This is a genomic window from Pirellulimonas nuda (assembly GCF_007750855.1).
GTDB lineage: Bacteria > Planctomycetota > Planctomycetia > Pirellulales > Lacipirellulaceae > Pirellulimonas > Pirellulimonas nuda.
This window is the reverse complement of the sequence record NZ_CP036291.1, coordinates 1,376,378-1,391,883: the sequence shown is the minus strand read 5'-3', so window position 1 is coordinate 1,391,883 and position 15,506 is coordinate 1,376,378. Positions and strand designations below refer to the sequence as shown.

General features: G+C 68.2%; 10 protein-coding genes. 3 read left to right on the top strand and 7 right to left on the bottom strand.

Annotated features, from left to right (window positions below; all coding sequences use genetic code 11):
• Window positions 1-23: 23 nt before the first annotated feature.
• Window positions 24-1,412, top strand: coding sequence for a sigma-54-dependent transcriptional regulator (locus tag Pla175_RS05925; RefSeq protein ID WP_145282074.1), 1,389 nt, complete (start codon window positions 24-26; stop codon window positions 1,410-1,412).
• Between the two features lie 10 nt (window positions 1,413-1,422).
• Here Pla175_RS05925 and Pla175_RS05920 read toward each other — a convergent pair whose 3' ends face one another.
• The gene (locus Pla175_RS05920) at window positions 1,423-2,697 is read right to left on the bottom strand and encodes a PP2C family protein-serine/threonine phosphatase (protein ID WP_145282072.1); all 1,275 of its coding nucleotides are present in this window, start codon (window positions 2,695-2,697) and stop codon (window positions 1,423-1,425) included.
• A gap of 146 nt (window positions 2,698-2,843) precedes the next feature.
• Here Pla175_RS05920 and Pla175_RS26890 point away from each other — a divergent pair, with 146 nt between their 5' ends.
• A complete protein-coding gene (locus Pla175_RS26890; RefSeq protein WP_197527294.1) occupies window positions 2,844-3,509 on the top strand; it encodes a PEGA domain-containing protein in 666 nt (221 codons plus the stop codon).
• 35 nt (window positions 3,510-3,544) lie between these two features.
• Here the strand turns inward: Pla175_RS26890 and metH are convergent, their stop codons facing one another.
• The 6 genes from metH to Pla175_RS05885 all read right to left on the bottom strand — a co-directional run bounded on the left by metH (window position 3,545) and on the right by Pla175_RS05885 (window position 14,768).
• On the bottom strand, window positions 3,545-7,267 hold the full coding sequence (metH, locus tag Pla175_RS05910) for a methionine synthase (RefSeq protein ID WP_145282070.1): 3,723 nt from the start codon (window positions 7,265-7,267) through the stop codon (window positions 3,545-3,547).
• Window positions 7,268-7,450: 183 nt separating this feature from the next.
• Window positions 7,451-7,654 carry a hypothetical protein gene (locus Pla175_RS05905; RefSeq protein ID WP_145282067.1) on the bottom strand — a complete coding sequence of 68 codons (204 nt, stop codon included), beginning with the start codon at window positions 7,652-7,654 and terminating at the stop codon, window positions 7,451-7,453.
• 34 nt (window positions 7,655-7,688) lie between these two features.
• Entirely contained in the window at window positions 7,689-8,717 is a 1,029-nt protein-coding gene (locus Pla175_RS05900) for a DUF1559 domain-containing protein (protein WP_145282065.1), read from the bottom strand.
• 256 nt (window positions 8,718-8,973) lie between these two features.
• On the bottom strand, window positions 8,974-10,446 hold the full coding sequence (locus Pla175_RS05895; RefSeq protein ID WP_145282063.1) for a DUF1501 domain-containing protein: 1,473 nt from the start codon (window positions 10,444-10,446) through the stop codon (window positions 8,974-8,976).
• Window positions 10,447-10,450: 4 nt separating this feature from the next.
• Window positions 10,451-13,318 carry a PSD1 and planctomycete cytochrome C domain-containing protein gene (locus Pla175_RS05890; RefSeq protein WP_145282061.1) on the bottom strand — a complete coding sequence of 956 codons (2,868 nt, stop codon included), beginning with the start codon at window positions 13,316-13,318 and terminating at the stop codon, window positions 10,451-10,453.
• Window positions 13,319-13,328: 10 nt separating this feature from the next.
• Window positions 13,329-14,768, bottom strand: a complete 1,440-nt coding sequence (locus Pla175_RS05885) for a sulfatase (RefSeq protein ID WP_145282059.1) — start codon at window positions 14,766-14,768, stop codon at window positions 13,329-13,331.
• A 290-nt stretch (window positions 14,769-15,058) separates the two neighbouring features.
• On the opposite strand from Pla175_RS05885, the gene Pla175_RS05880 reads away from it, so the two are divergent.
• On the top strand, window positions 15,059-15,340 hold the full coding sequence (locus tag Pla175_RS05880; protein ID WP_145282057.1) for a BON domain-containing protein: 282 nt from the start codon (window positions 15,059-15,061) through the stop codon (window positions 15,338-15,340).
• Window positions 15,341-15,506 lie beyond the last annotated feature (166 nt).

Below are 15,506 nucleotides of genomic sequence, written 5' to 3'. Positions count from 1 at the left end.
CGTTCCATTCATAGTTGATTCGCATGAGCACGAAGAAAGCAGACACCCCGGCCAGCGGCCTCACGCTGCTGTTCGCGGACGACGAGCGTTCCCTCCAGGAGCTGATGAAGCACGAACTGCCGCGGATGGGGCACACGGTGACCGTCTGCCCCGACGGCGAGACCGCCGTCGCGGCGCTCGAGAAGAACGCCTACGACTGCATCATCGTCGACCTCGACATGCCGGGGCTGACCGGCATCGACGTGATCTCCCGCGCCAAGGAGCTCTCCCCCGACGTCGAGGCGGTGGTGCTCACCGGCAAGAGCACGACCGACTCGGCCATCGCGGCGCTGCGGTACGGCGCGTTCGACTACCTCACCAAGCCGTGCCGGCTGGTGGAGATCGAGGGGCTGCTGAAGCGCGTGCGCGACAAACGCGAGCTCACCAAGCGGGTGAGCGCCCTGCGCCGCCGGCTCGACAGCATCGAGGGCAAGCCGCTGCTGATCGGCGACTCGGCGCCCATGAACCGCGTCCGCGAGCTGATCGCCCGCGTGGCGCCGACCGAATCGACCGTGCTGATCCTGGGCGAAACAGGCGTCGGCAAGGAGCTGGCCGCCCGCAGCGTCCACGACCAGAGCGCCCGCGCGGACGGGGCGTTCGTGGCCATCAACTGCGGCGCGCTCCCCGAGACGCTGATCGAGAGCGAGCTGTTCGGCCACGCCAAGGGCGCCTTCACCGGCGCGGACGAGCACCGCACCGGGCTGTTCGAGGTCGCCAGCGGCGGCACCATCTTCCTGGACGAGATCGGCGAGCTCCCCAAGGCGATGCAGGCCAAGCTGCTGCGCGTGCTGGAGAGCCGAGAGATCCGCCGCGTCGGTGAGAACCACTCGATCAAGGTCGACGTGCGGGTGGTGTGCGCCACGCACCGCAACCTGGAAGAGATGGTCGCCGCGGAAGACTTCCGCGAGGACCTGATGTACCGCATCAACACGTTCGAGGTCGGCCTGCCGCCGCTGCGCGATCGGCTGGACGACCTGCCGCAACTGGCCGTGGCGCTGCTCAAGCGTTTCCGCCCGCGGGCCGCGGCCATCACGCAGCAGTTTACGGACGACGCCCTCGAGGCGCTCCGCGGCCACGTGTGGCCCGGCAACGTCCGCGAGCTGGCCAACGTGATCGAGCACGCGACCATCCTCTGCGACTCCGGCCCGATCACCGCGGCGTGCCTGCCGCGGCACTTCGACCGCCGCCAACTGACGGGCGCCGCGCGACGCAGCGGGCCGATGTCGCTCCGCGACCTCGAGATGGAAGCCATCCACGACTCGCTCGATCGGCACGACGGCAACAAGCCCAAGGCGGCCGAGGAGCTGGGCATCAGCCTAAAGACGCTCTACAACAAGCTGAGTCAGACCACGGTGGTGAGGCAGAGCGCCTGAGCCGGCTGGCTCACGCATCGAAGATGCCGCTGTCGGCGCCGGCGAGCTTGCGGACCTGCTCCATCAGGCCGCGGATCGCGTTGGCGTCGCTGGTGAGCGAGCCGCGTACGTCGCCGGCGTCGCGCTTCGCCTTGGCCTGTTCGCGCGCGGCGTCGAAGGGGGCCCAGTCGATGTCGGGGCCCTTTTCTTCGCGGTCGCGCAGCGCGGAGAGCTCTGCGACCACCTCGGCCAGCGCGTGGGCGGCGCCCTCGCCAGTCTGGCAATCGATCGATCGGTAGGGGCCGTTGCCGTAGGGCCCGCCTGTGTCGCTGGGGTGGGCGGGGTGCGCGGCGCCGCGTCCCATCAACGCCAGCATCAGGCCCGCGCCCGCCGCGGCGGCGCTGATGAGCATCGGGAACGACTGGCTCAGCGAGGCGAACCAAACCACGCCGATCGCCCCGGCCAGCATCAGCCCCGCGGCGGCCGCCCGCCGCCCGCCGGGCGTCGGCTTCTGGGGCGTTGCTTCGGGCGGCGTTTTGGCGCCGGGGTCTGCGTCGGCAACGCGGGCGATCACGACGCTGATGTTGTCCGGCCCGCCGCGCAGGTTCGCTACGTCCACGAGCGTCCGCGCCGCCTCTTCGGGGGGCATGGCGCCGAGCAACGCTCCCATCAGCTCGTCGTCGATGACCGCCGTGAGCCCGTCGGAGCACAGCAGGAACACGTCGCCGGGCTCGAGTTCGTGCGGCCCCTCCAGGTCTACCTGCACCATCGCGTGCGGGCCGAGCGACCGCGTGATCACGTTCTTGGGGATGCACGAGGGGACCTTGTCTGCGGAGACGTTCTGCGCCGCGGCCATCTCCCAAACCAGGCTGTGGTCGAAGGTGAGCTGCTCCAGCCTGTCGCGCCGCAGGCGGTAGACGCGGCTGTCTCCCACGTGCGCCACCAGGGCCAGGCGGTCCAGCACCACCAGGCAGGTGCAGGTGGTGCCCATGCCATGGAAATCTGGGGAGCTCTCTCCCTTGGCGTGGATCACGGCGTTCGTGCGGTGGATCGCGTGCCGCAGCGCCGCGTGCGGCGAGCGTTCCTTCGATTTGCGGTACAGGTGGGGCACGTTGTCCACCGCCAGCTTGCTTGCGAGCTCGCCCGCCGCGTGGGCCCCCATGCCGTCGGCCACGATGAACAGGTCGCCCGGCATGCTGCCGCCGTTGCCGTCGGTGCTAGCAGCGGCGGAGTCCTGGTTGTTGAGCCGCCGCATGCCCAGGTCGCTCAGCACGGCGAATTCGATCCGGTGGGCGGGCTGCGGCATCAGGGCGGTCGGGAAGCGGATCGGGTGGTGGCGGCTCTGCTCGATTTTAGCCGCGACGGGCCTTCAATGACAGCAACGGGCGCTCTGGCGTGGCGGGGCGACCCCCTCTAGACTCCGCGGCCCTCGACCGCCGCGACCGCTGCGCCATGAGCCCCATGCATCCTATCCGCCGACGCCATCTCCATTCGATCGCCCTGATCGCGCTGGTTGTGCTCGCCACGACGGGCTGCGTCCGCCGCCGGCTGACCGTCCGCAGCAACCCGCCGGGCGCCATCGTCTACGTCGACAACCAGCACATCGGCGAGACCCCCTGCTCGGTCGACTTCATCTACTACGGCACCCGCGAGATCCGCCTGGCGAAGCCGGGCTACGAGACGCTGACGGTCAACCAGCCGATCCCGACCCCGTGGTACCAGTACCCCGGCATCGACTTCATCAGCGAAAACCTGGTCCCGATGCGGATCCGCGACAACCGCAACGTAGCGTTCAACCTGGCGCCGCAGCGCGTGGTGCCCGCGGAAGAGATCATCGGGCGGGGCGAGCAGCTCCGCGCCGAGGTGCAGGCCTCGGCGACGACCCCCATCGTCGGCGCGCCTACCCTCGGCGCGCCCGACCCGTTCGCCGCGCCGGCGTATGTGCCGCCCGCGGCGGGGGACCCTATCCCCTTTGCGCCGCAGCCGCCCGCGCCGCAGTTCATCGCGCCGACCACCCCGCCGCCGGTGTTCACGCCGCAGCCGGCGCCGGCGTCGCCCACCCCGGCCGAGTTGTTCGGCGCCCCGCCGGCCGCGACTCCGCCGCCGTTCCGCTATTAGCGGCGCGTTGGGCGCTGATTGGCGGTTGGTGTTGGCTAGGCGTCGTAGGCAAGGTTCGGCCGCAGCCAGCGCTCCATCTCTGCGAGCGGCATCCCCTTGCGACGCGCGTAGTCTTCCACCTGGTCCTTGGTGAGCCGGTCGACCGCAAAGTACTTGGAACCCGGGTGGGCGAAGTACAGCCCGCTCACGCTGGCGCCGGGGTGCATCGCGAACGAATCGGTCAGCGTGATGCCGGTCGCACGCTCGGCGTCCAGCAGCTCGAACAGCACGCGCTTCTCGGTGTGGTCCGGCTGGGCCGGGTAGCCGGCCGCCGGGCGGATGCCGCGGTACTTCTCCGCGATCAGCTCTGCGTTAGAGAGCCCTTCTTGCTTGCCGTAGCCCCACTCGCGGCGGGCGCGGGCGTGCAGCGACTCGGCAAACGCCTCGGCCAGCCGGTCGGCGAGCGCCTTGATCATGATGGCGTTGTAGTCGTCCAGGTCGGCCAGGTACCCGGCCGCCAGCTCGTCGCACCCTACGCCCGCGGTCACGGCGAACGCGCCGATGTGGTCCTCACGCCCCGAGTCGACCGGCGCGATGAAGTCCGCCAGCGAGTAGAAGGCGTGCTGCCCCTTGCGCTCCCACTGCTGCCGCAGGGCGTGGAACCGGCACCGCTCGGCCGAGCGTGAGTCGTCCGTGTAAACGATGATGTCGTCCCCTTCGGAGGCCGCGGGGAAGAACCCGTAGACGCCGTGTGCCGTCAACTGCTCCTCGGCGATGACGCGGTCGAGCAGCCCCTGGGCGTCGTCGTACAGCTTCTTGGCCTCGGCGCCGACGGTGGGGTCTTTGAAGATCTTCGGGTACTTCCCCTTGAGCTCCCACGCCGAGAACAACGGCGACCAGTCGATGTAGTCGCGCAGCTCCTGCAGGGGGAAATCCCGCAGCGTGCGGGCGCCGGTGAACTCTGGCTTCGGGACGTCGACCGTCTGCCAGTCGCTCTGAAAACGCTTGGCCAACGCCTCGGCGTAGGGGACCAGGTTGGTCGTGCCGCGCTGGCGGAAGCTGACGACCAGCTCCTTCTGCACCTCTCGGTTCTGAGCCGTAAACTCGTCACGGGAATCGTCGCTAATCAGCTTCTCAACCACGCCGACCGAGCGCGACGCGTCTAGCACGTGCACCACCGGGCCCTTGTAGGCCGGGGCGACGCGCACCGCGGTGTGCTTGGCGCTGGTGGTGGCGCCCCCGATCAGCAGCGGCATCGTCATCCCGCGCCGCTGCATCTCGTCGGCCACGTGCACCATCTCGTCGAGGCTGGGGGTGATCAGGCCGGAGAGCCCGATCAGGTCGACCCCTTCCTTGACCGCCGTGTCGAGGATGGTGTCGCAGGCGCACATCACCCCGAGGTCGATCACCTCAAAGTTGTTGCAACCCAGCACCACACCGACGATGTTCTTGCCGATGTCGTGCACGTCTCCCTTGACCGTGGCCATCAGCACGGTGGCGCGGGCCTGCCCCGCCTGGCCCCCGGCCGCGGCCTTCTCTTCTTCCATGAACGGCGTCAGGTAGGCGACCGCCTTCTTCATCACGCGGGCCGATTTCACCACCTGCGGGAGGAACATCTTGCCGGCGCCGAACAAGTCGCCGATCTCCCCCATGGCGTCCATCAACGGGCCCTCGATCACCGCCAGGCAACTGGGGTACTTCTGCCGCGCCTCTTCGGCGTCCTCCTCGGCGTGCTTGACGATCCCCTTCACCAGGGCGTGGCGCAGACGCTGCTCCACCGTCCCCGCGCGCCACGCGTCGTCCGCCTCGGCCTTCTTGCCCCCCTTGTCCTTGACCGCCTCGGCGAACTCGATCAACTGCTCGGTCGCTTCCGGGTTGCGGTTGAGGATGACGTCCTCGCACAGCTCCTTGAGCCTGGGGTCGATCTCGTCGTACACCACGAGCTGGCCGGCGTTGACGATGCCCATGTCCAGCCCCGCACGGATGGCGTGGTACAGGAACACGCTGTGCATCGCCTCGCGCACCAGGTCGTTGCCGCGGAAGCTGAAGCTGATGTTCGACACGCCGCCGGAGACCTTGGCGCCGGGGCACTCCTGCTTGATCCGCCGGGTCGCCTCGATGAAGTTCACCGCGTACGGGTTGTGCTCCTCGATGCCGGTGGCGACCGTGAGGATGTTGGGGTCGAAGATGATGTCTTCCGGGGGGAAGCCGGCGCCCCCCTCTTCGTGCGGCTTGGTGAGCAGGTCGTAGGCGCGTTTGCAGATCCGCACCTTCTCGTCGATCTCCGACGCCTGCCCCTGCTCGTCGAACGCCATCACCACCACCGCGGCGCCGTACTGCCGGCACAGGCGGGCGCGACGCAAGAACTCTGCCTCGCCGTCCTTCATGCTGATCGAGTTGACGATCGACTTGCCCTGCACCACCTTTAGGCCGGCTTCTAGCACCGACCACTTGCTGCTGTCGATCATCACGGGCACCTTGGCGGTGTCCCCCTCGCCGGCGATCAGGCGCAGGAACCGCACCATGGCCGCCTTGGAGTCGAGCAGCCCCTCGTCCATGTTCACGTCGATCACGTTGGCGCCGTTCTGCACCTGCTCGTGCGCGACCTCGATCGCCTCGTCGTAGTTGTTGTTCTTAATCAGTCGGGCGAACTTCTTGCTGCCGGTGACGTTGGTGCGCTCGCCGATCATCAAGAAGTTGCTCTCGGGGCGCAGCTCCAGCGGCTGCGTGCCGCTCAGACGCAGCCAGGGCGCCACGGCGGTCCGCTTGTGGGGCTTGGCCTTCGCGAGAGCGGCGGCCATCGCCTCGATGTGCTCGGGCCCCGTGCCGCAGCAGCCGCCAACGATATTCACCCAGCCGCGCTCGGCGTACTCGCCCACCATGCGGGCCATCGCCGCGGGGCCGAGGTCGAACTGCCCCATCTCGTTCGGCAGACCCGCGTTGGGGTGGCAGCTAATTCGTGTGGTTGCACAGCTAGCGAGCGCCTCGAGGTGGGGCCGCATCACGTCTGGCCCGAGCGCACAGTTCATGCCGACCGAGAGGAGCGGGAAGTGCTCAATGGCGTTCCAGAACGCCTCGACGCTCTGCCCGGACACAAACGTGACGCCCCCCTTGTCGAACGTGCCCGACACCATCACGGGGACGCGCAGCCCCGAGGCGTCGAAGAAGTTTTGGATCGCGAACAGGCACGCCTTGAGGTTCAGCGTGTCGATCACCGTCTCGGGGAGCAGGATATCGACCCCCGCCTCGACCAGGCTCTCTACCTGGACGTAGTAGCTATCGACCATCTCCTCGAACGACACGCCACGCCACGCGGGGTCGTCGACCCGCGTGCTGATGGCCATTTGGCGTGCTGTCGGGCCGATCGAACCAGCGACAAACCGCGGCTTGTCGGGGGTCTTGGCGGTGAACTCCTCGCACGCTTCTTTGGCGAGCCGCACCGAGGCCGAGTTGATCTCCGCCACCAGCTCTGGCGGCAGTTCGAACTCGATCATCCCGACCGGGCTCGCGTTGAACGTATTCGTCTCGACGATGTCGGCGCCGGCGGCGAGATACGCCCGGTGGACGTTGCGGATATCGTCGGGCCGGGTGACACTCAGTAGGTCGCCCAGGTTCTTCAGGTCTTTGTGGTGGTCGGCAAACCGCTCGCCGCGGACGTCGGCCTCGGTCAGCGCCAGCTTTTGCAGCTGCGTGCCTGTGGCGCCGTCGAGGATGAGGATGCGCTCGTCGAGCAGCGCTTCGAGTTCGGCGGTACGGTCGAGGGGGGCAGCGACAGACATGGGAATCCTAGGGGGCGCCGGCGCCGAGGCACGTAGAACCTCCTCGGCCAAGCCCACTAGTTTGGCCAAACCACGCCCGGCTGGCCAGCGGGGGTGCCGCGGGACGGGGCCCGTGGCGCCCTAGCCCTCAGGCCGCAAGCGTCAGGCGGAGGCGCCCCGTCGCAGCAGTTAGCCTACCAGCCGTCAGCGCTCCATCGGTCGGGAGGTGCTCGGCGTCCCCCCCGGGGCGATGCGGTCGCCGGGGTCTGGGAGGGGGGTGGGGTCGGTGGGCATCTGGAACTTCTGCTGGTCGCCGCCGCAGCCGAGCGGCGCCGCCGCCGTGACCACAACGAGCAACGCAGACGCCAACCACCGATCAAGAACGGCCAATTCGGTGCGACGCACCATGGGCTTGCCTCCAAGAGTTGGATTCGTGCGCGGTTCAACCGCCATCGAGCGACACGCTCTCCCCTCCGCGGATGGTTGAGAACGCGTCGAGGACATTCAGTTCTACGTCCTCTTGCAGCGGCTGGACCGAGCCGTCGGCCAGCGCGAACTGAACGATCCCGCCCTTGTGCACGCTGCCGAAGTACGACCAGTGGCTGTCGTACTGGGCGTTGTCTGCTTGGCCTTCAGCGGTCGGATCGAGCCCGAACGCGGTAGGCATGGTGGCGGTTCCCGCCCAAGCATACGCCAGCGCGTGACCGCTGACGGTGGACCCCTTATCAGGGATGCCGACCCCGATCGAGCCCGGGGCCTCGCCGAAGGCGATCTGCTTGGAGGCGCCGTCGGCGATCCGGCCGAAGGTTGTCTTCGACCGGCTGAAGTAGACGCCAACGATGGCCTTGTCTGCCGGCAACTGATTGACGAGGTACTGGCTGCCGATGCGACCGTAGATCCCGGAGACCGCCAAGTAGTGCGTGAGCCCCAGCCCGGCCTGGGGGTTCCAACCCGCCGCGTTGAGCACGAACCGCGGCGCCACGATCTCACCGTAAAGCTGGTCGAGGATCGCGACCTCGGGCGGCCCCTCTCCCGGAACGCTTGGGCAGAGCAAGGCAGGGATCTTGGTCTGGGCGGCCACCCATGCGTTGGCGTCCTCCCAGTAGTTGTCGTCGTACGTCTCGACGCCGGTGTCGAGCGTCTTGGTGAACAGGTCGTACACCGGCTGCGCTTCGAGGTAGGGGAGCAGCGCCGCCATCACCCCCGACCATTGATGGGGTTTGGGCGGATTGCCGAAGGTGGCGAAGGCGCCAAAATCCGCCGAGTCGACGCTGCCAAGGAAGCCCGCCGGAAAGACGCTGTGGGCCGACTCGTAGTTCAGCGACGCCAGCGAGAGCTGCTTGAGATTGCTCGAACAAGACAGACGCCGCGCCGACTCGCGGGCCGACTGGACCGCCGGCAGCAGCATCGCCACCAGGATGCCAATGATGGCGATCACGACCAGCAACTCGACCAGAGTAAAGCCGCTCAAAGCACCCCGGAGCGGCCGCGTACGTCGTCGCGATGTGAGACTCAAGGCGTCTACTCCACTGTCTGCAGTAAGTTGCGCCTGCAACGACTGGACGAACGGCGGCAAATGGCCGGCCCCGCTCGATACCGCGATTCTAGCAGACGCGGCGCGTCTGCGCACCACCGATCCCGCCAATAAACCCCGTAGGCACAGTGCGGTTCTGCCTCGGACCCCGCGTTCGCCCCCAGCAGCAGAAGACGCGAACCACTGCCTTCGATCACGCCACCACTTCGTGCAGCACCCGGCTAGGATGCACCCCTGTCAGCTTTTGGTTGAGCCCCTGATGGGGAAAAATCAGCTTCTGGTGGTCGATCCCCAGCAGGTGGAGCATCGTGGCGTGCAGGTCGCGGACCTGCACGGGGGGGGTGATCGGGTTGTACCCGATGGGGTCGGTCTCGCCGTAGCTGAAACCGCGCTTCACGCCCCCGCCGGCCATCCACACGGTGAACGCGGCCGGGTGGTGGTCGCGGCCCTTGAGCTTCATTTCCAAGCCGCCACGGTTCTCGCGCATCGGCGTGCGGCCGAACTCGCCCCCCCACACCACCAGCGTCTCGTCGAGCAGGCCGCGTTGCTCGAGGTCGAGCAGCAGGGCCGCCATCGGCCGATCGACTTCCTCACAGCGGTTCTTGAAGCCGCGGTTGAGCGCCTCGATCTCGGACGTGCCGTGCGAGTCCCACCCCTCGTGGAACAACTGGATGAAGCGGACCCCCCGCTCCGCCAAGCGGCGGGCGAGCAGGCAGTTGTTGGCGAAGCTCTCCCGGCCGGGCTGCGTGCCGTACAGGCTGTGGATGTGCTGCGGCTCGTCCGTGAGATCCGTCGCGTCGCTGGCGGCCAACTGCATCCTGGCGGCGAGCTCGTACTGGGCGATCCGCGTGAGCGTTTCTGGGTCGCCCAGTTGGGCGTGTGTCTGACGGTTGATCCGGGCGATGGACTCGACCATCCGGGCTCGCATCCGCGAGTCGATCCCGTCTGGGTTCGAGAGGAACAGCACGGGGTCTCCCTCCCCACGGCACTGCACCCCCTGGTACACGCCGGGCAAGAAGCCGCTGCCCCAGGCGCTCTTGCCCGCGCTGGGGAACGTGCCGCCAGAGAGCAGCACGACAAAGCCGGGGAGGTCCTGGTTCTCTGTCCCCAGTCCGTACGTCACCCACGAGCCGACCGAGCCGTAACCGATCCGCTGGTTGCCGGTGTGGACCAAGAACTGGGCCGGGGCGTGGTTAAACTGGTCGGTCTGCATCGTGCGGATGAACGTGACGCGGTCGAGCACCTTCTCGAAGTGGGGCAACCGGTCGCTGATCCACTGTCCCGTCTGGGCGTGTTGGTGGAACGGGTAGCTGTGCCCCAGCAGCTTGGGGACCCCGCGGATGAAGGCGAACCGCTTCCCTTCCAAGAACTCTTGAGGGCAGTCCTGCCCGTCGAGCCGCGCCAGCTCCGGCTTGTAGTCGAACAACTCGAGCTGGCTCGGCGCGCCGGCCATGTGCAGGTGGATCACCCGTTTTGCCGTGCCGGCCAGCGGCGCGGGGCGCGGCAGCATGGGCTGCGCGGGGTCGTGCTGCACGGCGCCGGCCGACCCCTGGGCCCCCTGCGCGCCGAGCCACAACCCGCCGATGCCGCTCATGCCGGTGCGTAGGAAAGTTCGCCGGGTATTGAGCCGCAGTTGCTCGTGCGTGTAGTGCTGTGCGTGGTTCATGGCGTTACTTGGTCAGGGCCGCGTCGAGGTTCAGCAGCGTGGCGGCCACAACGCCCCGCGCAAAGGCGTGCGCCTGTTCGGCCGAGCCTTCGGCCGGGGCTGCCGCCAGCGCATCGGCGTACAGGGCGTCGAGCTCGTCGGCCTGCGGCGCCGTGGGGCGCCGGCTGGTCGCTTGGCGGAACGCCCACCGCACCTGCTGTGCGGGCGACCCGCCCCCCTCGCTGGCCATCCGCTCGGCCAACCCCTCGGACAGCTCGACAAACGCGGGGTCGTTCATCGACACCAGCGCTTGCAGCGGGGTGTTGGTCTGGACGCGTTGGGCCGTGCAGAGGTCGCGGGCCGTCATGTCGAAGGCCAGCAGCGCCGGGTAGCCGCTAGTACGTTTGCAATACGTGTATACCGCGCGGCGGAACCGCTGGTCCCCCGCGGACTGCTCCCACTTAGCGCTGGAGTAGATGCTGCGCCAGACGCCCTCTGGCTGGTAGGGCATCACCGGCGGCCCGTAGAGCGCCGCGTTGAACCTGCCCGAGAGCACCAGCGCTTGGTCGCGCGTCATCTCTGCGCTGAGCCTGCCCCGCGGCCCGCGGGCGAGCAGGCGGTTGTCGCAATCGCGCGCTAGCAGCTCTGGCGTAACAGCATTTGCTTGGCGATACGTGGCGGAGAGCGTCAGCTCGCGGATCAACGCCTTGACGCTCCAACGCAGGTCGGTCTGGAAGCGGACCGCCAGTTGATCGAGCAACGCCGGGTGGGACGGCGGCTCGCCGCTCGTGCCAAAGTCGCCCAGCGTCTCTACGATGCCGGTCCCGAAGAGCTGCGCCCAGACACGGTTCACCTGCACCCGGGCGGTGAGCGGGTTCTGGGGCGAGGCGATCCAGCGGGCCATCGCCAGACGATCGACCGGCCCGTCGTCGGCCAAAGGGGGGAGCGCCTTCGGCAGCCCCGGCTCGACCGGATCGCCCCGCTCCAACCAGTAGCCACGCACGAATGTCTGCGTCTGGCGCTCATTGCCCGGAGAGACTTCCTCCATCACCGGCACGTTGACGCTGTCGACCTGCTTACGGTCCGATTCAAGCACCGCGAGCCGCTCTGTTGCGTCGCGGAAAGGCGCCCCGCGCGTCATTTCGGTCCAGCGTGGGTCCGCCGACAACGCGTACCGCCCCCGCTGGATCACCAAGGCGGCCGAGCCGTCGGTCTTCTGCTCCTGTTTCAGTTCTAGCGTCACCCGCGACCCGGTCGGCAGCTCGATCGGCTCGTCGAGCACGAACACCGCGTGCTGCGGGCGCGACATCCGCGTGCCGACCGACCACCCCGTGCTGTTGTCTTTGATGCTGTCGACGGGGTCGTACAGCGGATCGGCCTCGTCCGCAAACACCGTGCGGAACAAGACCTCGCGCGGCTGCTGGTCGCCCGGCGCGGCGACCCACAGCTTGAGGCGTGTGACGGCAAAGCCCAGCTCGGGGATCTTGATCGCGGCGTCCGGGTCTTTCGGCAGCGCGTCGATCCGCAACGCCGTGACGCTCGGCACGGGCGAGGGGCCGGCGAGCGCAAACTTGCTCCCCGCGCTGATCGTCCCCTCGGCCCATACCTCGTGGTGGCCGTCGGACTCACGCGCTTCCAGCTTGGTGTTGCCCGTGGACGTGGCGGAGTCGAAGGCGATCTCCCGCCACTGGTCGAGCTGCGCGGCGAGCCGGGCCACGGGGGCGTGCAACTCCCTGCGCAGCCCCCGGATCTCGCGGTCGATCCGCTCGGCCTGCGCGCGGTCGGCGGGGTCGATCGGGTAGCTCAGATTCGGGGCGTCGCCGCGTGTGTCTGAGTCGCGTGTCGAGTTGAAGATCGCGACGCACTGGTAGTATTCGTCGTGCTCGATGGGGTCGTAGGGGTGCGCGTGGCACTGAGCGCAGCCGAACGTGGTCCCCTGCCACGCCTGCCAGGTGGTGTTCACCCGATCGAGCACCGCGACCAGGCGGAACTCTTCGTCGTCTGAGCCCCCCTCAAAGTTTGACTGCGTGTTGCGGTGCAGCGCGCTGGCCAGCACGTCGTCTTGCGCAGCGTCGGGGAGCAGGTCGCCCGCCAGCAGCTTCACCGTGAACTCGTCGTACGGCATGTCTGCGTTGAGCGCGCGGATCAGCCAGTCCCGGAAGGGCCAGATGTCTCGGTGCGGGTCCTTCTCGTAGCCGCACGTGTCGGCGTAGCGGGCCAGGTCTAACCACACCGACGCCCAACGCTCGCCGTACGCGGGCGAGGCCAGCAGCCGATCGACCACCCGGTCGTAGGCGTCGGGCCGTGCGTCGGCCAGGAAGCGGTCCAGGTCTTGCCCGGTTGGCGGCAGGCCTGTGATGTCGAACGTCGCCCGCCGCAGCCACTGGGCGCGGTCCGCCTCGGGCGACGGCGCCAGGCCCTCCTGCTCGAGCCGGGCCAGCACATGTCGGTCGACCTCGCCCCGCGGCCAGTCGCTCTGCGCCACCTCTGGCGCCTTCCCACGGCGCGGCGGCACGAACGACCACGGCTCCTGCCACTGGGCGCCCTGCTCGACCCACGCCCGCAGCAACGCAACGTCTTTTGCGCTCAGCCTGGGGCCGTGCTCCTTGGGGGGCATCCGCTGGTCGTCGTCCGGTTCTGTCACCCTTTCCAGCAGGAGCGACCGATCGGGACGCCCAGGCACGAGCGAGGGGAGCGCGCTGTCGCGGTAGATAAACGACAGCTCGGCCGCCTGCTTCACCCCGCCGTGGCAGGCGACGCAGTGCTTGGCGAAGATCGGCCTGATCGACTCGTTGAAGCCGATCCTGGCCGGCGCAGCGTTGAGGGGCGCCCCCTGACAAAGCAGGGCGGCGACCGCAACGAGAACGGGCTGTCGTAGGCGCGTTAACAACATGCGAGGGGGGTCAGCGCTGTTTCGCTGCGGGCTTGTACTTCGGGTTGGGGGTCGGCGCCTTGGCCCCGACCTCTCGGCGCCAAGCGTTGAGCCGTCCGAGCAGTTCGTCACGCAGCTCCGGCTTGCTCTCGGCCAGGTCGTGGTGCTCGCCGATGTCGTCGGCCAGGTTGTACAGCTCTACACGGTCGCTGCCGTACCAGTGGATCAACTTCCAGTCACCCCGGCGGATGGCGCCGCAGGGCGAGCCGCCTTGGTTGCCGTAGTGCGGGTAGTCCCAGCAGGCCGACTCGCGCGCGGCGTCTGCCGTCCCCTCCAGCACCGGCGCAAAGCTGACGCCATCGACGTGCTGCTGGGGCCGCGGTGGAACCCCTGCCATCGCGAGCAGCGTGGGGTAGTAGTCGGTGCTCAGCACCAGCGCGTCGCTGCTGACGCCCGGCTTGCCGTGGCCGGGCCAACGGACGATGGTCGGCTCGCGGATCCCCCCCTCGTACATCCACCCCTTGCCGCCGCGGAGCGGCAGGTTCGACGTGGGGCTCCCCTCGGAGGTCGAGAGCCCGCCGTTGTCCGAAGTGAAGACCACGATCGTGTCGTCTGCGAGGCCGAGCTCTTCAAGCGTTGTAAGCACCCGCCCGACCGCCGTGTCCATCGACTCCACCATGCCGGCGTACACCGGGTGGTTCTGCGTCTGCCTCACCTCCCTGGGGCTCTCCCTGCCCCACTGGGTCTCGGGCGCCTCGGAGCGTTTCTTGGCTTGGTACTTCTTCTCGAGCGCCTTGGGCGACTGGAGCGGCGTGTGAACGGTGTAGAACGACAGGTAGGCCAAGAACGGCTGATCCGCAGACTCGCGGATGAACTTGCACGTCTCCTCGGCCAGCCTCGCCGTGAGGTGCTCTCCGTCCGGGCCGTCCGGGAGCTTCGGGTTGCGGTAGGGGCTGAAGTATCCCTTGGGATGGCCCCATTCCAGGCCCCCCGCGTTGCGATCGAAACCTTGGTCTTCGGGCGCCCAACCGTCCGACCCCAAGTGCCACTTGCCGGCGAAGAATGTGGCGTAGCCGGCGTCCTTGAACGCCTCGGCCAGCGTCTGCTCTTGCAGCGCCAGTTGATCCTGGTTCGGCGCCGGCAGCAGCGGCGTGTTGCGGCCCCAGTTCTCGGGCTGATTCCCCCCCGCCGCGTTGATAAAGTCCGTGATGCCCACCCGCTGCGGGTACTTGCCGGAGAGGATGCTGGCCCGGGTAGGGCTGCAAACGGGGCACGCGGCGTACGCGCTGGTGAGCCTGACGCCGGATTCGGCCAGGCGGTCGAGGTTGGGGGTCTCGTAGAACGAGCTGCCAAAGCACCCCAGGTCGGAGTAGCCGAGGTCGTCTACCAAGAAGAACACCACGTTCGGCTGCCGGGCGTCAACGCAGGAGCTCAGCCACGCGCCAAATGCCAATGTTACGATGAATCGCATGGGAACCTCGAAGGGAACAACTACTCCGCCTCTGTGACTATCTTAACCCGCCAAAACCGGCAGAAACCCGCCTTGTCTGATTTGATGCTTTCGGGATATCACAGACAACCGGCGTTTCCGGCATGGACGGCGCAGGCGGCGTGGCGGCCGCAAATTACCCCAACTTCCTAACGGTCAGGGGTGGACACGTCCGGGTCGGGGGGCCGATCTCATCTCTTATTCCCAATCGGCGACCTATCTTTGCGTCGCCCCCCTACGGCCCATCGCCCCCCTCACAGAGCACCGCCGCCATGCCCGCCTCGACCCTCGCCCCCCCCGCACCCAAGGCCGCCCTCCGCACCACGCTCCACGAACGGGTGGAGAACGCCTTGGTTACCAGCCCCTACACCTCGGGCCGGCGGGTGCGAATCGAAGCAGAAGAAGGCGCCGTTCGCCTCCACGGCCGGGTTGAGAGCTACTTCGAGAAGCAGATGGCCCAAGAGATTGTCCGCCGCCTCGACGGAGTCCAGCGGATCGAGAACCTGATCGAGGTGGTTTGGCTCCGCGGGGCAATCGCCGCGTCCAACGGTTAATCGCTGCGAGCCGGGCCGGTTCGCTCCCCGGAAGGGGGCGGCCGGCGTAGGGGTCTCGAAAGCTCGCGCGGGCCGCCCTCTGTCTGTTGGCCTGAGGCCGCACAACCCGATCGGCCGGCGCCGATCCTCCAATCTTCGCCGCCGGCCTGTGATTTCGGACCGCTTG